The following is an 18,456-nucleotide window of genomic DNA, read 5'->3' on the forward strand; positions in this document are numbered from 1 at the left end:
TCGACGTGGATATACTGTGGCGGCTATTCTAACCCGCATAGTTGTGAAAGGTTGAGCCGAATGGACAAAAAAACGAACTTGATCTGGGTCGATCTGGAAATGACCGGTCTGAACCCGGATACCGATCGCATCATCGAAATCGCCACTCTGGTGACGGACAAGGATCTCAACATCATTGCCGAAGGGCCGAATCTGGTGGTGCATCAATCCGATGCCACGCTGGACGCGATGGATGAGTGGTGCACCCAGCACCATGGCGAATCGGGTCTGACCCAGAAAGTGAAGGACAGTGCCTTGAGCGAAGCCCAGGCGGAGCAGCAGACGCTGGACTTCCTCAAGGAATGGGTGGAGCCGGGGGCGTCACCCCTGTGCGGCAACTCTATCTGGCAGGACCGGCGCTTTCTGATTCGGTACATGCCGTCTCTGGATGAGTTTTGTCACTACCGCAACATCGATGTGTCGACCTTGAAGGAACTGGCGCGCCGGTGGCGGCCCGAAGTGCTGGAAGGCGTGCAGAAGCAGGGGAGTCATCGGGCGCTGGATGATATTAAAGAGTCGATCGGGGAGTTGAAGCATTACCGGGCCGAGTTTTTGAAGATCGATTGACCGGGCCTGTAGGAGCGCAGGCCTCTGCGCGACAGGGCGGATCGTGCTTCCAAACGGGTCGCGCAGGGCCTGCGCTCCTACAGTACGCTATACAACCGCCCGATATGATTCTGGAAATGATCCAGAAACAACCGCGTTTTCAACGGCAGGTGCCGGCTGCGATACAGCACCGTCAACTGCTGGGCCACCGGTTTTCCTTCGAGTTCGACCTCCGCCAATGCCCCTCGCCTGACCGCCGGATCCGCCTGGTACCGAGCCAGGCGGGCGAGGCCCAGGCCGCGAATGGCTGCCTGCAGTTGCATGTCGGGGCTGTTCAATACCAGCCGGCCATTGACCGGCACGGTCTCGATATGACGACCGACCCGGAAAGACCACATCGACTCCCCGCTTTGCAGAATGCAACGGCAATCGGCCAGATCGGACAGTTGTGTCGGGGCCCGCTCCCGGCAGTGCGAGGCAATGAACAACCCCTGAGGAATACTCATCAGTGTTCGCGCGATCCAATCACTGGCGGGTAACGGACTGTCGTGCAGAACGAACTGAAGATCGAATTCAGGGGAGGGCGCCGGCAGAACTCCACTGTATTGCGTACAGCAGAGACTGATCTCCGGATAACGTTGCAGAAATTCGCTGATCAGCTCGCCCATCTGCGTGGTAAACAGCTCCTGAGGCATCTGAATCGCCAGTCGCCCCTTGGGGTGTCGCTGGTAGGCGCGAACGGAATCCTGAATGTCTTCCAGCTCCTCCAAAAAAGGCGCTGCGTTGTTGAACAGAGCCTCGCCGGCTTCGGTCAGGTCCAGCCTGCGGGTCGAACGCTCCAGCAAACGCACCCCCATTTTCTCCTCGAACTGACGCAACTGGCGGCTCAAGGTCGATTTGGGCATGCCCCGGTGCTCGGCCGCCCCGGTGATGCTGCCAGCGCGAACGGTATCGATAAACAGTGAAAGCCCGTCCAATTCCATGAATCAGCCCCCTTACGCAGTGGTTATATGGCTAGATTGTTCCAAAAATGGCACAAACCTACTCAATTCTCGGGTCTAGTATCATTCAAGGCAAGCCTTATCATGGACTTCGTCAATGAGACTTAACCGATGGAGGAACTGTCATGTCGAAAGTAACCATGCTGAGCGCCGATGAATTTGCCAAGACCGTCGAAGCGGGCGAAGGCCTGACCCTAGTCGACTTCTACGCCGACTGGTGCGGCCCCTGTAAGATGATCGCCCCGGTCCTGGAAGACCTGGCCGACGAGTACGACGGCAAAGTAACCATCGTCAAGCTCGACGCCGACGCCCACCCGGAAGTGCTGTCCAAGTACGGCGTTCGTGGCCTGCCAACCCTGATGATGTTCGAAAACGGCAAGCCGGTCGGAACCCGTATCGGCGCACAGCCGGCCAGTGCGTTGAAAACCTTTATTGGTGAGCACACCGCTTGATGTGATCGTTCATTTGTCGTAGGAGCGCACGCTGTGAGCGACCAGGCATCCGAAGTGCCGAACTGTCGCGCACGGCGTGCGCTCCTACGGTTTCCTCATTTCCATTCTTTCCCTCCCGTCAAAAAACACTAAAAAGTTGATCTGGATGTTGGCAACTTCCCGTTTAAGTCGCTAAGTTTCAAACAGTTGTTTTAGTGGACATTGTCTGACTGGGAGTCTCATATGAATCATCTATTGGTCTTGATCGTGGCCGCCGTGGTCATGCTGGCCGTGTTGCGCCGCGAAATGGGTGCCGGTGCCTCGGTTGTGGCATTGGCGGGCCTGACCGTGGTCGCCTTTCTGTTCAACAGCCCCTTGCTGGGCGTGCTCTTTCTGCTCGCCGGTGCAGCCGTCGTCGTGGCCGGCCTGCCCGGCGTTCGCAACAGCTGGTTGACCCCGCGCCTGTTCTCAACATTCAAAAAGGTCGCACCTAAAGTCTCCGACACCGAGCGGGTCGCTCTGGAAGCCGGTACCGTCAGTTGGGACCGGGAGCTGTTTTCCGGCCAGCCGGACTGGGAAACCTTTCTCAGCAATCGGACTCCGATATTGAGCGAAGAAGAACAAGCCTTTCTCGACCATCAGTGCAGCGTCGCGGCCGGCATGTGCAACCCCTGGGACATCGCCTACGAACGCGCCGATCTGCCCGCCGACCTGTGGAAATTTCTGAAGAAAGAAAAGTTCTTCGGCATGATCATTCCGAAGGAATACGGCGGTCTCGGGTTCTCCGCCAAAGCGCAATCGGCCGTATTGCAGAAGCTGGCCTTTAACGAAACCCTGATGGTGTGCGTCGGCGTACCGAATTCATTGGGCCCGGGCGAGCTGCTGGTCAAATACGGTACCCAGGAGCAAAAAGACTACTACCTGCCGCGCCTGGCCGATGGCCGCGAGATACCCTGTTTCGGCCTGACCGGTCCGCGCGCCGGCTCGGACGCGACCTCCATTCCGGATACCGGCATCGTCTGCAAAGGCATGCACAACGGCGAGGAAGTGCTGGGTGTGCGGCTCAACTTCGAAAAACGCTGGATCACCCTGGCGCCGATCGCCACCGTGGTTGGCCTGGCGTTCCGCATGTTCGATCCGGACAAATTACTCGGCGATACCGAGGACATCGGCATCACCGCCGCCCTGATTCCCCGGGATACCGACGGCATGGAAATCGGCCGTCGCCACTTCCCGATCGGCAGCCCCTTCATGAACGGGCCGATCAAGGGTAAGGATGTCTTTATTCCGCTGGACTGGATCATCGGTGGAACCGACATGGCCGGCCAAGGCTGGCGCATGCTGGTCGAATGCCTGTCGGTTGGGCGTTGCATCACACTCCCGTCCGGCGCCAGCGGTACCGGGCGCTACGTCACCGGTCTCTCCGGCGGTTTTACCCGCATCCGCCGCCAGTTCAACCTGCCGGTGGCCGATATGGAAGGCGTTCAGGCGCCCTTGGCACGCATGGCGTCGATGAGTTACATCGCACGGGCAACCGTCCTGCACACCGCCAACATGATCGACAACGGCGAGAAACCCGCCGTACCGTCGGCGATTCTGAAAAGTCAGTTGACGGAATTCCAGCGTACCATCCTCTCCGACGGCATGGACGTGCATGGCGGCAAGACCGTCACGCTGGGGCCGCGCAACTACCTGGGCATTGGCTACTCGTCTTCGGCGGTTTCGATCACCGTGGAAGGCGCCAACATCATGACCCGAAGCCTGATGATCTTCGGTCAGGGCGCGATCCGCTGTCACCCCTGGGTGCTGAAAGAGCTGGAAGCCAAGGATGCGAACGATATCCGCGCCTTCGACAAGGCGATTTTCGGTCACATCGGCATGGCGGCCGGCAACGTGGCCCGGGCCCTGACCGGTGCCCTGGGTGTCGGGGCTGGCGAGAACCCGTTTTACGGCGACGCCGCCCGCTATGCCAAGGCGGTCAACCGCTTCAGCGCCGCCTTCAGTCTGATGTCGGACGTGGCCATGGGTACCCTGGGCGGCTCCCTGAAGCTGCGCGAGATGCTGTCGGCCCGGCTTGGCGATGTGCTGTCGAACCTGTACATGACGTCCATGGTGCTCAAGCAGTGGCATGAGGGCCGCAAGGTGCCGGGCGAGGAAGCCATCATGCGCTACAGCTGCGAGTTCCTGTTGCACCGGTCGGAACTGGCGCTGGACGAAGTGTTGCACAACCTGCCGAATCGCGGTGTCGCCCGCCTGGTGCGGCCGATCGTCATGCCGTTCGGCAAACGCTGGAAGATGCCATCCGATGAATTGGCGACCCGCATCGCGCGCGACGTCAGCAACGACAGCCCGCTGCGGGATTATCTGCTGGAAGATACCTGGCAGGCCGACGACGGTGAGCAGTCCAACCCGCTGGCCCACTACAATGCCCTGTTGAAGAACAACAAGCGCGCGGCCGAGCTGTACAAGACGGTCGATAAAGCCTACGCCAAAGGCGAGCTGCCGATGACGGCGCTGCACCCGGAGCAACGCTTTGAGGCGGCCAATGAGGCCGGCCTGATCAGCGAGGAAGACCGGGACTTCATGGCCGGCTATGAAGCCGAAGTGCTGGAGATGCTGACCGTGGACGACTTCGCGTTTGACGAATTCGCCCGCAACAAGAGCAAGATCGTCTGGCACAACGGCCGTCCTGCCAAGTCGCGGGCCAAGGCCCCGGCCAAGAAAACCGCGTCCGAATCCTCCCCGGACTGATCCAACCGGTGGTGGCCCTAGCGGTCACCACCCCTCTCTTTCCCTCCCGCCCGTTTCCTCCTATGCTGTTCGAACACCTGTTTGCCGAAGAGGAGAGCGCTCGTGGTGATGGACATCGTGGCGGTGATTGTCGTAACCGTGGTGGGCATGGGCCTGGGAGCCCTCTGGTACGGCCCTTTGCTGGGTAAGGCCTGGCAAGCCGAGACCGGATTGACGGATGAGAAAATCGCGGATGCCAACATGGGGTTGATCATGGGCACGGCGACGCTGCTGGAGCTGATCGCCGCCATCATCTTCCTGTTCATGGCCGATGACGGTTCCGCCTTCAACGGCGTTCAAGTGGGAGCGCTGGCGTCTATGTTTTTCGCCATCGGGCTGGGGATCAATTATCTGTTCGAGCGGCAGTCGATGAAACTCTATCTGATCAACATCGGCTACATGAGCCTGACGTTTATTCTGATGGGTGTGATTATCGGATTTCTAAGGTGATGGGACGCTAGGGGGCCGTATCAACGGCCCTCGTTCAACAAGTCTTCGACAACACGGCGCTTTTCGTCCGGTGTCTGGTCCTTATCGGTCCGGGTTCCGACCTTGATGGTGGAGGTCAGCCGGACCACGCCGGCCTGATGCAGTTCTTCATGGCAGGCTTTGATGGCGGCGAATACATCGTCCCAATCGCCGTACAGATTGGTGCCGTAGGCGTGCAGATGGGTCTCGATGGGAAAGCGTTGCAGGATGCGTTCGCAGGCGGCGACTTCATTGCGGACCGAGACTCCTTCGCCCATGGGAATAACACACAGATCGGCCATGCATTTCATGATGAGCGCATCTCCTGTTGTTCGATGAAGGATTCATCCTCGACCACCGGCCAGCCGCCCAACTGCTTCCAGCGGTTGACCATGTCGCAAAACAGTTCCGCTGTCTTGCGGGTGTCGTATTCCGCACTGTGGGCTTCGCGGTCGCTGAATTCAATCCCCGCCATCTGACAGGCTTTTTTCAGCACGGTCTGGCCGTAGACCAGGCCGCCCAGGGCCGAAGTATCGAAGGTCGAGAAGGGGTGGAAGGGGTTGCGCTTGATGCTGGCCCGCTCGGCCGCCGCCATGACAAAGGAATGGTCGAAGGTGGCATTGTGACCGACCAGAATGGCCCGCTTGCACTCGTTGTCCTTCATGCCGTGACGGACCATCTTGAAGATGCTCTTCAGGGCGGCGCCCTCATCGACGGCGTCGCGCAGTGGGTTGTACGGGTCGATCCCGGTGAATTCCAGGGCCGACTTTTCCAGGTTGGCCCCCTCGAAAGGTTCGACGTTGTAGAACAGGCATTTGTCCTGTTCCAGCCAGCCATCGGCGTCCATTTTCAGGGTAACGGCCGCGATTTCCAGTAACGCATCGGTTTTGGGATTAAAACCGGCCGTTTCGACATCAATAACAACAGGGTAATAACCGCGAAAACGCTGCGACAGCAGCCAGTGGGCATCGGGGTGCGACACGCGCGCTCCAGACCAGGGAATTTGGGGTCATCTTAATGAACTGGGGGATGATGGCAAGGCGTTTGCTGGGGAAAACGACAGTGTCACTTTTTCGGAGTGTTTCGATGACCGGACGGCAAGCTCTGTCCCGCATACCCTGTTCGACGGCCAAAACTGGCCGTTGGGCCCTGCTGTGTCTGTTCGGGCTATGCCTGGCATTGCCGACCCGGGCAGCCTCGTTTGGTACCGGACTGACCGATACCGACTGGCAAATCGACGGCAACGAGTTCTATTGCAAGTTCATCCAGCCGATTTCCCAGTACGGCATGGCGGTGTTCTTTCACGAAGCGGGCCGAGAACTGGAATTTTACCTGCGGCCCACTCGCAAGCTGATGGCCCGAGGGCATGCGGCCCTGACCATTCAGGCACCGGACTGGCGGTCCAGCGCCCTGACCAGCGAACTGGGGTATGTACCGGTACGTGACCGCCGCATCACCGTCCGAGTGGAACCGGATCGTGCCCGGCGCATGATGGCCGAACTGGGCAATGGCATGGCGCCGACCTTTACGCGCCAGGCCAAGTACGGCTCCGAATCGATCCGGGTGCAGCTGTCGCCGGTCGATTTCAAGGGCTACTACAACGACTACCTAGCCTGCAGCGCAGGATTGCTGCCGGTCAATTTCGCCCAGATCGAACGCACGGTGATCAACTACCCGAGCGGCGGCGACGTTCTGGATGCCGCGGCCCGTTCCACTCTGGACGATCTGATCACTTATGTTCAGGCCGATGACAAGATTCTCAGCCTGGAAGTGGTGGGCCACAGCGACAACGTGGGCACCCGCTACGACAACCGCCGATTGTCCGAACGCCGCGCCAACAAGGTGACCGACTACCTGGTGAACAACGGCCTGGACCCGAACATGATCCTCACCGATTACCAAGGCGACCGCTACCCCGTCGCCGACAACAACACCGCCGAAGGCCGGGCGCAAAACCGTCGGACCACCATTCTGGTCAGGCGCCTGGAGGATGAGCCGGAGGATCCGCTCGACGGCCTGCCCAATTTCGACGCCCAATGAACCGAGCATTGACCCTGAGGAACCCGACCGTGACGCCAACCGCACCCGCCGTGCAATTGAACCAGGACCACATGATCTACACCCGCAATGCCTCCACGCGCACCGAGCTGGATTTGGCCGACCTGGCCGAAGTGGACGTGTTCGCCCGGGGGGAGCAGTGCTATTGGCATCTGACCGGTAAGGACCGGCGCGAGGCGCTGGTGCCGGTCGGGATACCGGGGGAGTCCCTGATTCGACAATACCTGGCCGATTGGCGAGGGTTCGACTACGACGGCCTGGTGCGGTTCGTCAGTGAGCCGCCAGTCGAGGGGCGGCGGCGGTTGTGGCCGTTGGGGTAGAAGTCACTCCCAATGGAAGAATTGTAGAACCCTTTCCCGCTGGGAGAGGCTTAGGCTATGGGGAGTAGGTTCCCCTCTCCCGCTGGGGGAGGGGTTAGTGTTGCGTCGGAGAGGGGCAAGCGTTATTTATCGATATCCCGGCCTTGTAAACAATATAGGCGGACGCCCCTGATAGTTACCGAACAGGATAAGTGTAGAACTGTCTGACATCTGAGTGAGGGGCTCGCCATCCCAGTCCCAATGCAACCAGTCAGGAGTGTCCAATGTCACGCCAACATTGTGATTGATGGCACTGGGAGCTGAAACTGAAAATAAACCTGCGCCACCCGACAGCGTCGAGCCCGTGCCATCCGGCCCGGAAAAGCTCGCTGAATCCGCCACCGCTTGGCAGGTGGTATCTTCCCCTGAGGGGCAATAGTCTGTCCCTGAATGGGTCAGGCCCATAAATACCGCAGAATCCAGGGTGTTTTCGCTGGTTTGAAGAGTGAACAGAGCGTCTCCGCTGTCAAACCCGGACAAGTATTCCAGCTCGACCGGTATGAACGCATCGGTGGATGAGGCATCGACGAATTCAGGCAGTCGAGCTCTCGCATAATACAGCGTCCTGTCGGTAAGGTTCAGTGTCAGCGGTTGGCAGGCGCCGCCCACTGACAGTTGATAGCACACGCCGTCGCTGTCCGTCAGGTTTGCCTCGGATACAAAGAATTCGCTGACGGTTTGTGGTGTGTCGTCGTTGTCTGGCGTTCCCGCTCCTGAACTTCGATTCCACAAGACCTCTATGTCGCTGGCCGACAATGTGACGACACCGTCAAAGTCGCCGTTGTCTCCAATCGACCAGGTTAAGGTCGATTCGAGGGTGTCTCCTGTTCCTGCCAAGGTTCCAGGCTTTGAAAGCCAGTTGTTGGTTAAGGGCGACCAGTTAAAGGCACTACCGTCGTAGTTGTTTAACGGATCACCGTCGATATCGTACGACCTTACGTTTACGGTAATGTTGGTCATGGATTCGGTGTAGCCCTGATACGCGGAGCCGGTACTGCCCCAGCTGTAACTGGCGGCTGTTGGGGCAATGTCGAGATAGGCGGGCACGAACCGACCGGTTGTTTGCGGTTGGCTGGTAATGGTCTCGCCTGACCCCAGGAAATCCGTGAGTGTGGCCACAAGACTAATGGAGCCAACTTCGTGATATGACAGTCCATTGCTCTGAGGAAGGATCAATCGGGCTCCACCATCCTGCCATTGGCTGCTGGAGGACGTGTTGAGGCTGTCGCCGATCAAGTCACCCAGGTTTCCGCCCGTTGGACCATTCAGTGTCGTGTCGCCCCAGTCAATGTCGAAATCACCGGCTAATCGCCCGAAACTCGCTGTCGCGTTTCCATTGATATCCAGGCCCTCAAGTGCCAGCGAAAAAGGTCGGCCAGCGTCTTCAAACTTTGAAGATCCATCGTTATTTCCGTGGCTTCCCACTAAATCGATAAGAGACAAACGGTCTGGGCGGGTTCTGATAGAAACGGCACCCGTGATCGTATCCCCTGTTGGGTTGCCATCAGCATCGTCCATAGGCGGAGATTCGGCTGATAAGGTCTGTACCCCAACATCCGGGGAGGTCAACTGAAAGGATGCTGTTGAATTTCCCTGAAAGGTGACCGGCACGGACTGTGTACTGGAGCCCGATATCGGATTCTCCGGATTCGGCAGTGGCGTGCTGTTCCAGGATACTTGCTGGCCCGATGCACAGCTTCCGGGTTGGGTGCAGGTAGTGCCCAAGGTCAGGTCGACAGTCGTACCGTCAGGAAAGGCCGGTTGGCACACGCCGGTGTCTGGATCCGTGCGGACCGCTCGGATGTACAGATCGCTGGATGCCGCCCCGGCGACCAGATCGAAAACGCCGGTTGCCGGGGTCCCAGGTATGTTGCCGTCGAAGAACTGAAAAGCGGCATTGACGAAGTCCACATTGCAGTCCGGTTGTTTGGCCGCTCCCAGATAGCACTGAACCGGTTCAGTGGATAAGGGGGCAATTGACGGGCTGGAGTAGGACACGCCCAGTTGGGATGTCCCTGTCGTATTTCGAACGAAGTCGAAAGTCGAGCCGCTGTTGTAGCCGGTTTTGGCGGCGCCTCCGACCCAGCCGTCGCTCGGTGTAAATGTGGTATCCACCGGGTCGGACACCTGGGTGGTACAGTTTTCGTCCAGGCAGGCTCTAACCGTGATGGGAAGCGGTTCGCAGGTTAGCCCCTGGTCCGTTTGTCGTTCGAGTTCATAGTGGTGGATCTGCGGCTCGACTGGTTCAATGGTGTTTGCACAAACGCTGAAGTTGTCGATCTCATGATTGTTGTTGCTGCCGCCGGTAGACCCGGTAATGGTCAGATACATTTTATTCGGGATACCGGCATTGTGGTCCAGCATGTCGAACTGAGAAATCACGGTTTCTTCGTAGGTACCGTCGTTGTTGGTATCCCGTTCAACCGTGAGCCAGGCGTTGGTGCCATTGCTGTGGTCGATGATAATGCGATATCGATGGCCATTGGAATTTTGCACCGACGGACTCAGTGAGGACGGCGGACTGCTCGATCCGGGCGGGATACCGTTCGAGGTGATGTAGTTGTAGCCGCTGTTGTCCGAGCCTTCGCCGCGAATGGTGACGGTTTCACGAACCCGACTGGAGAATCCCCCTTGCCGGCCTTCGTTGCTGGTCAGGAAGTTACCGTACTCGTCGAGGCCAATGCCGACCCAGCCGCCGGCGAAGCCGACGTTGTCGCTGCCATTGCGTTGGGCGTAGCCCAGTGACCCGCCAAAGCTGCCTGGTTGAGGCGTGATCTGGGAATCGGAAAACGCCAGCGTTACGCCGTCGGCGCCGTTTGAGCCGCCGCCGTAGGCGTAGTAATCGAACTCAACCTCAACACGGTTGCCGGCGCTGGGGAACAGTCGCATCAGGGTTGCAGCCGTGGATATGTATCCCACAGCCGGAGTGATTCTAAGTCGACCGTTCACGATGCCGGGTAGATAATCCGAACTGGAGGATCGCTCCGTAACCGCCCAGTCAGAGCCCAGATCCGACCGATTAAAGTTGTCGGTCACACAAGTGGCGTCGGTCGGGCAGGAGCGTACCGTGTCATCCAGATTCCGGCCGTTATTTTGTAAATCGTAAAGGCCCGACACTTGTGAATCGGTCAGGATCTGGTCATAAATCAACACTTCATCCAATTCGGCATCCAGGTAGTTGGTATTGTTGCCATTGGTGTGAGGGACCGCGCCGATCTGATCGAACGTGTTGGTTACGCTGCCCGCTTCGGTGGTACCCGTTGCCTCAAGCTGACCATCGACATAAACCTTGGAAGCGCCGCTGGTGTGGTCCCAGGTCAGCACAATATGGTGAAAATTGCCGGTGTTGATGGCCGTAGAGGAACGGGCATCATTGGTGTTTCCTTTGGTGATGCCGATACGGCCGGATGCATCGATCCAGCCCCAGAAAATGTCGTCTCCACCTCCGGATTCCTCGACACCCGTCACTGCGGGTGCGGCCCAGGATGTATTGTTTCCGGTATAACCAGCCGTTGTTTTTATCCAGAAACTCAGGGAAGCCGTGGTTCTAAGTTCGCTCAGCTCTGGTACTTGCACGACATTGTTGCCACTCAGATCGCCGGCGCGGCAAATCTGTCCCGGATCAACCGTGACGGCGCTATTCAATGCCGTGCCGTTCAGCCCACCGATGCTGTCCACCACTTCGCCCGATGTGCCGCTCCAGGTGGTCTCATCGAAACGGTATTCCCGGATGGGTGTCGCGCTGCTGGCGATCGAAATGCAAATGTCGTCGATATGCCAGTAGTCAAAATCGCCGTTGTTGCCGGCTGTTTGCCTGATTCTGAGCTGAAAACCATTGTGACGGGCATTCGCGGGCAAGGTGTAAGTTCGGTCGAATACCTCGCCGGGTGTGCCACTGCCGGTGAAGGTCTCCAGCGTCACCCAGGTGCCTGAACTGTTCAGGTACCCGACTTCAAGATCCTCATTGTTGTCGGGGTCTTCGCTGAACGCGTCGTCACCGCGCTGGACCGTCATGCTAACAGTGACTTCGCCGGCCGTTGTGTCGTAAATAGGGCTGGTGACGGCGACCTCTCCACCCTGGGTAAACAAGGCGTTACTACCCGTATCGGTGTTGACGCCGGCATCGCCGCCCGACGAGTTGACGGACCAACCGGACAGGGAACCGTCCTCGAAGTCGAAACACTGGTTCGGCGGTGTCGGCGTTGTGCAATCTCGATTGATATCGCGGACGGTTTGAACCTCGCTCGCATCGAGAACGTCGTTGAAGAAACGAATATCGTCGAACCAACCATTTGCCGAGTCGTTGGTTGATGTACCCGGCACATAGCCGCTTCTATTGTCGCCGAAGTAGACGGTGTCGAAATTGGGCATCGTATTGTTCGAGTTGAACGAATCGCTTGCTACCAGACTGCCATCGACATAAAGGTTGATTTCGTCGGCATTCAAATCCCAGGTGATGGTGAAGTGGTGCCACTGTGTAGTGTCCAGACCGGTGCCGGAATCGGCTTGGAAGTCGTCGTCGCTGCTGTCCTCCATGCGGAAGGAGGGCGCGCCGCTGCCATTCAACGTCAGGTGGAAATACTTGTCTCCTTGCGAGGCATCCACCAATTGACGGTCGCCGCTGCTGCTATTGCCGAGGTACCAGAAGCTGATGGTGCCGGTGTTCCCGAGTGACGCATCGAGGTCGATGCCGGTATCCAGTGCGTCCTGATTGTCCGAGGTGTTCAGGGGAATCTGTCCGCCACGGCAAGCAGAGGCTCCGTCAACGCTACCGTTTTGGGCGTTACCTATGGCCCGAGCGACATTAGCATTGCCGAGCATATCGTCGATTTCGCCAGCCGCGCCGTTCCAGGCTTGATCTTCATTTAAGGGAAAATAAGCGAACGTGGCCGGTAGCGAGGCCGAGCAATAGGGTGGATAATTTCCGCTGGATGCGCTGCAGGTTCCGTTGACTGTAGAACCGTTGCCCAGGCTCAGATTGCCTCCTGCCGTGATATCGCCATTGATATTCGCATTGTTTCCGGCATTTACAGCGCCGCCAGCCTGAATATCACCGGTGATTGTGGCTGAATTTCCGACACTGATGCTTCCATCGGCGCGAAGGGTTGTGTTGGCCAGCAGGCTGTTGCCGACGTTGATATTCCCGTGAGCATAAAACGTCAGCGAATAGTCACCGGTGGTATTGACCTCGAAATTGTTGCCGATACTGATGGACTGATTGACTTCGACGAAAACGTCCTGGTTGAGCAGTATGGTGTCGCCGTTGCCCAGGCTGAGATTTCCCGAGCAGTTCATCGTGCCGCCGTTGACGGTGCAGTTGTTGAACGGGCCTGTGCTCGATGGCAATGTATAGGTAGCCGCTTGAATGGTAGCCCCCATCAGCAATAGCAACGCCATTAACGCGATTCGGGATCCGCTCGGGATAGACCGCACGGCGCGCGACGCGGTCTTACAGTTCAACGGTTGCATTGATCTCGGTCCAAACATAATCAGAATCGGTTGGATTACCATAGCTGGCCGTTGCCGTCAGCGAAAATAGGGTGAACGACTGAGACGGACGACCATAATCGGCGCTGTTGCAGTTGATGGTGACTGTAAAGCCAGGTAGAGCCGCAGGTGTCAGTGTGCTCGTAACCGAACCACAGGTTTCGGATTCCACCAGTTGTTGAACGGCCATCTCAAGGCCAGCTTGCGCAGCAGATTGAGCCCGGATACTTAACAATGTTTGTGTCGATTGAGCCGTATTACGAACGGCTAGCGAGGCCAGCAACGTAACGGCCCCTCCGATCACGACGATCAGGAAGATAGCGGCTACCAGCGCTACACCGGACTGACGATTCGGTTGGTTCATGCGCCGTTCTCCAACTGTATGGTGTCAATCAGACGGATTGACTCCGAACCTTCTCCGATTTCCAGCATGACCTCCAGTGACGGAGGCTGGTAACTCTGGCCGGGAATCACCCGAAACGAACAAGACAACACATTGTCGAGAGCCCGACTGACCACCGGGTTGTTTCCTGTTCGGATACTTGAGAGTCGGGTCGCCAGTGGTTGATTTGAAAGCACATTGTAGCCATGGATGCGCTGCAACTGACCATCTAAACACCGATAGGCGACGGGGCCATTGGTGAAGTAGGCTCGATAGTGCGGCGAATGACCATCAAAGTCGTGATTGTCCGCTGAGCCGTCGTCATCATGGTCAATGGTGACGTTGGCGATTGGATTTCCATTTTCGCCGGCTTGATTCGTAATGTCGCCAACCGGTGCAATATCGCCATCAGGGCTGGTAAACAGGTTCTCCCAGGACGACCTAACGTCCGCAGCCGACTCCGCACCAATGCTGACGTACAATGGCGGTTGGGCAAGGCCCGTATGGGGGCCGTATTCGCCAGGAGAGCCAAATACATCGAAACTGCTGTCATTGTTGGGTTGGAGACGATCCCAGGGATTGAACTGCCTGTGTCGGTAGCGGTATGCGAAATCCGGTTCTCCCAAGTCCCGGAAAAGGAATTCAGCAATCTGATCATTCCCGCCACTAGTTCCGCTGGTGAATACTGAGTTCGGAACCGCCCGAGCCAAGTCCCTCCGCATTAGGAAAAAGCCGATCTCGGCCTGTTGAACCCATTTTGCCCGTTCGGTGGATTGAATGACTGCGCCATACTTTCCTCCAATCAACGGAGCGACAACGGCCGCGATGATGGCCATGATAACGATGACCATGATCAGTTCGACCAGGGTGAAGCCACGGTGTTGGTGGGTCGGCATCAACATGGTGAATCCGCTTCCCAGTAGCTGGTCCGATAGCCGTTCAAGGTCGTGGTCTGACCGCGCGGGTCGGTGGTAGTCACTTCGATCTGCATCACCTTGGCGGGACAGCCGCTGCTGTTTTGGACGCCTCCCAATTGCAGCGCATCACTGATGTCGATATGCACCGCTACACGATAATTTTCCAGGCCACTGATCGAATTGCCCTGAACATCCTCGATCCCGCCGGATCCGCTGTCGTAGCCGTGGTATTCGTAGACATTATCCCAATTGCTACGCGGCTGGCCCGCCGTACTTGCGGTTTGGTCCTGGAGGCTGGCTGAAGCGGCGGCGTTGGAAAGCGTAGGGTTGGTGCGCGGGTCGGACGATGGATCGAAATAGGATTTGGAGGTTACTTCGCTGAGAAACTGCCGGGCCAGCAACTGCGACTGGCTACGGAGCATGGGATCGACGTTGGATACCACTTGAAATCCCAAACTCTGTAGTAGCGCTGTGGCGGAAATGCCGATGATGATGATCGCAATGATCAGTTCAACCAGCGAAACACCAAGTTGTTTCCGTACCATTATGGGAGTGCAGTTTGAGAGGGACTGCCCAACCAAGGAGTGTCTCTGGGCTAAATCGCATTCCGAGCCCGTTTCCACAGTAGTCGAATCATTGAATGGCAGCATAGGCGGTTAACCCATCCAGGCGAAGCGTCGCACTGGGTGTAATGGCGAGTGTAGTGCCAGCACTAACTACACTTGACGGCAACGTGGTGCACCCTGAGCCGGAGTTCCGTTGATAAAGCCTTCCATCCGGCGTGAAGATTAATCGCTGTAGGCTTGCTGTACTGGCGCCGCCGGTCAAAGAGTCACCGTACGGGTCTGAAACGGACACGTTCAATTCCAACGGACAGCCGCTAGTGTCAATCTGGCAGTCGCTGTCACGTAGGACAGACCAACCGCTGGTGGTCAGGCGGACTTCATGGCTACATTGGCTGGTAAGGGTGCGGTTACGGGTGTAGGTGAGGGCGCTTTGGAATTCTTGGTGTACGTTAAATGAGGAACTTGAATTGAAGAAAAGTGGTACGATAATGCTTGATGTGATTCCCAATAAAACAACTACTATCAGTAATTCTATGATAGTGAAGCCTGATTTGTGAATGGGGCTAGAGTAAGTCATTTTGATATACTCTGGTGAGCAGTGAAACTACTGCCCACCAGATAAAATTGGTCGTCATAAGTACGACCAGTTTATTAGCAACCGGTTGTAGTTACAGATGAAGTTGAACCGTCGCTTTCGTCATATGTGAAATTGCAGTTTGCCACTGCACTACCTGAACCGTCATCAGCGGAAATAACCACGGTTCTATTCGGTGCTGTACCACTTGGGGTGCCCAATACAAAATCGTCAGCGATTTGAGCAGCTACATCAATTCCACCAGCGGCAGCGGCAGGGTTGCCGTTTTCCATATCAACAGAAGTACCATCCATTGTGACTGTCTCACCGCTTGCTGATTCGTCACAACCGCTATCAGACAGACACGCAGCTCTAGCGATTCCTCGGGCAGATTTAACAGACCCTATCGCACCTTCAAGCGCAGAGGTTCTAGCATCGCTGCTTAAGTCGACAAACCGAGGCAAAGCAAACGCCGACAAAATCCCCAAAATCACAATCACCATGATCAGTTCGATCAGCGTAAAACCTTTCTGTTGTTTCATCATTCTAAATCCGTCCCGTTTGAACAGTGTATTTGCCTGCTTTAAGTGTAGTCGACCTGTTCGCGTCCTGTTCGGTGGGGCGTGTTTTTTGTGAACAACGCAAGCTGTCCGTGCTGACTGTGTGAACTACATCGCAGTTAGGTTGATTTTATGTGGTTTTGTTGGCGATGCAACCTTATCTAGAAATTACTTTAAGTGCGATGACGGGTTTTTGACGGTTTTGGGGTAGGTGTTGAGTTTGGTGAGTAATATGTGACCTGTTTGGGCAGGTTCTTGGGAGTTCTCCCTCTCCAGGGTGTCGGACTACCTGCCCCTATCCAGGAGTGTGAAAACTTCAAGCAGACCCTCTCCGAAGTGTCGGACCACCTACCCCTCTCCCAGAGGGAGAGGGAATAAGACCGGTGGAGGCGTTAGATGTTGTTGGCCTTGCGGAATTTGCGGATGAGGTTGGCGGTGGAGCTGTCGTAGTCGTCGGTTTCGCCGTTTCCGAGCGCTTCGAAGACGCTGTTGCCGAGGACTTTGCCCAGTTCCACACCCCATTGGTCGAAGCTGTTGACGCCCCAGATGACGCCCTGAACGAACACTTTGTGTTCGTACATGGCGATCAGGGCGCCGACGACTTCCGGTGTGGCCTTCTCGAAGGTGATGGCGTTGCAGGGGCGGTTGCCCGGAATCACCTTGTGCGGCGCCAATTCGCGGGCCTCGGAGTCGCCGAGGCCTTTGGCCTTCAGTTCGTCCATCACTTCGGCTTCGGTCTTGCCTTCCAGCATGGCCTGTTGCTGGCCCAGGAAGTTGGCGAACAGCCACTGATGGTGGTCGGCGACCGGGTTGTGGCTTTGCAGCGGCATGATGAAGTCGGCCGGGTTCAGGCGTGTGCCCTGGTGCAGCAGTTGGTGGTAAGCGTGCTGGCCGTTGGTGCCGGTGCCGCCCCAGATGATGGGGCCGGTCTGCCAGTCCACCGCTTCGCCAGCCTGGGTGACGGCTTTACCGTTGGACTCCATGTCGACCTGCTGCAGGTGGTTGGGCAGGTCTTTGAGGTATTCGTCGTAGGTCAGAACAGCGTGTGATTCCGCCCCGAAGAAATTATGGTACCAGACGCCCAACATGCCGAGGATGACCGGCAGGTTGTGTTCGAGGCCGGCAGTGCGGAAATGCTCGTCCATGGTGTGGGCGCCGCTGAGCAGTTGTTCGAAGGTGTCGAAGCCGAGCACGATGGATTGAGCCAGGCCGATGGCGGACCAGAGCGAGTAACGCCCGCCGACCCAGTCCCACATCGGGAACATGTTGGCTTGATCGATGCCGAAGTCGGTCGCGGCCTCGATGTTGGTGGAGACGGCTACGAAGTGGTTCCTGACCTGTTCGGGCTTCCCACCCTGCTGGAAGAACCATTCCCGTGCGGCCTTGGCGTTTTTGAGGGTCTCCAGGGTACCGAAGCTCTTGGAGGCGACGATGAACAGGGTGGTTTCCGGGTCCAGGTCCTTGCACACCTCGGTGACGTCGGTGCCGTCGATATTGGCGATGTACTTCAGGTCGTAGCCGTCCTGCCAGTAGGGCTTGAGGGCGTCCGAGACGACTTTGGGACCCAGGAAGGAACCGCCGATGCCGATGTTGACGATGGTGCGCAGTTTTTTGCCGGTGTGACCGGCGAATTCGCCGCTGTGCACCGCCTCGGCGAATGAACGCATCTTCGCGAGGGTGGCGTTGACGGTGTCCATGATGTTCTCGCCACCGACGTTAATGGCGCGGTTGCTGCGGTTGCGCAGTGCGATGTGCAGGGCCGGGCGGTTCTCGCTGCGGTTGATGACCTGGCCTTCGAACATGGCCTTGATGGCCTCGGGCAGCTTGGCTTCGCGGGCGAGGCCCATCAGTTCGTTCAGGGTCTCGTCGGTGACGCGGTTCTTGGAGTAGTCCAGTTCGATGCCGGCGGCTTGTAGCGTGTAGCGCTCGCCACGCTGGCTGTCTTCGCGGAATAAATCACGCAGGTGCAGGGGTTCGACAGTGGTGTGGTGTTCGGTCAGTTTTTTCCAGGTCGACAAATCGGTGGGGTTATATGACATCGGTACCTTCCAGGGTTCTTGTTGGCTTTAGAGACGGTATGGACGTCGGGTTGGCCGTCTTCAAGTGAGAATTTGCTGGGAAGTGTGTAATTTAATTACAAAATAGGGCTAAAAACCACTGGTTTTTGGAAGTTTGCGACAAAGAAAGAGAATTGCGTACTGTAGGAGCGCACGCTGTGCGCGACACCGGCGGTGTCACGGCAGAGTCGATCGCGCACGGCGTGCGCTCCTACAAGATA

General features: G+C 57.4%; 16 protein-coding genes. 6 read left to right on the forward strand and 10 right to left on the reverse strand.

All coding sequences use genetic code 11. The features are described from left to right. Positions 1-60 precede the first annotated feature (60 nt). Positions 61-606 (forward strand): oligoribonuclease, encoded by a 546-nt coding sequence (orn, locus tag IE111_RS05315; RefSeq protein WP_189607456.1) that lies wholly within the window; start codon positions 61-63, stop codon positions 604-606. 77 nt (positions 607-683) lie between these two features. Here orn and IE111_RS05320 read toward each other — a convergent pair whose 3' ends face one another. After that, positions 684-1,568, reverse strand: a complete 885-nt coding sequence (locus IE111_RS05320) for a LysR family transcriptional regulator (RefSeq protein ID WP_189607457.1) — start codon at positions 1,566-1,568, stop codon at positions 684-686. A 143-nt stretch (positions 1,569-1,711) separates the two neighbouring features. On the opposite strand from IE111_RS05320, the gene trxA reads away from it, so the two are divergent. The 3 genes from trxA (at position 1,712) to IE111_RS05335 (ending at position 5,257) form a co-directional block, all read left to right on the forward strand. Next, positions 1,712-2,038 (forward strand): thioredoxin, encoded by a 327-nt coding sequence (gene trxA / locus IE111_RS05325; RefSeq protein ID WP_189607458.1) that lies wholly within the window; start codon positions 1,712-1,714, stop codon positions 2,036-2,038. A 222-nt stretch (positions 2,039-2,260) separates the two neighbouring features. Beyond that, complete coding sequence (locus IE111_RS05330) at positions 2,261-4,768, forward strand: acyl-CoA dehydrogenase (protein WP_189607459.1); 2,508 nt, start codon at positions 2,261-2,263, stop codon at positions 4,766-4,768. 108 nt (positions 4,769-4,876) lie between these two features. Continuing rightward, complete coding sequence (locus IE111_RS05335; protein ID WP_229805259.1) at positions 4,877-5,257, forward strand: DUF1761 domain-containing protein; 381 nt, start codon at positions 4,877-4,879, stop codon at positions 5,255-5,257. A 20-nt stretch (positions 5,258-5,277) separates the two neighbouring features. Here the strand turns inward: IE111_RS05335 and IE111_RS05340 are convergent, their stop codons facing one another. Both IE111_RS05340 and rnt read right to left on the reverse strand, forming a co-directional pair. Continuing rightward, a complete protein-coding gene (locus IE111_RS05340) occupies positions 5,278-5,586 on the reverse strand; it encodes an MTH1187 family thiamine-binding protein (protein WP_189607461.1) in 309 nt (102 codons plus the stop codon). Continuing rightward, positions 5,583-6,257, reverse strand: coding sequence for a ribonuclease T (rnt, locus tag IE111_RS05345; protein ID WP_229805236.1), 675 nt, complete (start codon positions 6,255-6,257; stop codon positions 5,583-5,585). The genes IE111_RS05340 and rnt overlap by 4 nt, the downstream gene beginning before the upstream one ends. Before the next feature lie 104 nt (positions 6,258-6,361). On the opposite strand from rnt, the gene IE111_RS05350 reads away from it, so the two are divergent. Both IE111_RS05350 and IE111_RS05355 read left to right on the forward strand, forming a co-directional pair. Further along, positions 6,362-7,315, forward strand: a complete 954-nt coding sequence (locus tag IE111_RS05350; RefSeq protein WP_189607462.1) for a flagellar protein MotY — start codon at positions 6,362-6,364, stop codon at positions 7,313-7,315. Between the two features lie 29 nt (positions 7,316-7,344). Then, a complete protein-coding gene (locus IE111_RS05355; protein WP_189607463.1) occupies positions 7,345-7,653 on the forward strand; it encodes a hypothetical protein in 309 nt (102 codons plus the stop codon). 126 nt (positions 7,654-7,779) lie between these two features. Here IE111_RS05355 and IE111_RS05360 read toward each other — a convergent pair whose 3' ends face one another. The 7 genes from IE111_RS05360 to pgi all read right to left on the reverse strand — a co-directional run bounded on the left by IE111_RS05360 (position 7,780) and on the right by pgi (position 18,217). Continuing rightward, entirely contained in the window at positions 7,780-13,089 is a 5,310-nt protein-coding gene (locus IE111_RS05360) for a LamG-like jellyroll fold domain-containing protein (protein WP_189607464.1), read from the reverse strand. Between the two features lie 52 nt (positions 13,090-13,141). Further along, positions 13,142-13,543, reverse strand: coding sequence for a hypothetical protein (locus IE111_RS05365; RefSeq protein WP_189607465.1), 402 nt, complete (start codon positions 13,541-13,543; stop codon positions 13,142-13,144). Further along, on the reverse strand, positions 13,540-14,463 hold the full coding sequence (locus tag IE111_RS05370; RefSeq protein WP_189607466.1) for a PulJ/GspJ family protein: 924 nt from the start codon (positions 14,461-14,463) through the stop codon (positions 13,540-13,542). Before IE111_RS05370 ends, IE111_RS05365 begins: the two co-directional genes overlap by 4 nt. Next, on the reverse strand, positions 14,457-15,023 hold the full coding sequence (locus IE111_RS05375) for a prepilin-type N-terminal cleavage/methylation domain-containing protein (protein WP_189607467.1): 567 nt from the start codon (positions 15,021-15,023) through the stop codon (positions 14,457-14,459). The genes IE111_RS05370 and IE111_RS05375 overlap by 7 nt, the downstream gene beginning before the upstream one ends. Before the next feature lie 88 nt (positions 15,024-15,111). Beyond that, positions 15,112-15,621 (reverse strand): GspH/FimT family pseudopilin, encoded by a 510-nt coding sequence (locus IE111_RS24780; protein WP_189607634.1) that lies wholly within the window; start codon positions 15,619-15,621, stop codon positions 15,112-15,114. Positions 15,622-15,695: 74 nt separating this feature from the next. Continuing rightward, a complete protein-coding gene (locus IE111_RS24710) occupies positions 15,696-16,163 on the reverse strand; it encodes a type II secretion system protein (protein WP_189607468.1) in 468 nt (155 codons plus the stop codon). A gap of 407 nt (positions 16,164-16,570) precedes the next feature. Beyond that, positions 16,571-18,217, reverse strand: a complete 1,647-nt coding sequence (gene pgi, locus IE111_RS05390; RefSeq protein WP_189607469.1) for a glucose-6-phosphate isomerase — start codon at positions 18,215-18,217, stop codon at positions 16,571-16,573. Positions 18,218-18,456: the final 239 nt, after the last annotated feature.

The organism is Saccharospirillum salsuginis, from assembly GCF_014651855.1.
Lineage (GTDB): Bacteria > Pseudomonadota > Gammaproteobacteria > Pseudomonadales > Natronospirillaceae > Saccharospirillum > Saccharospirillum salsuginis.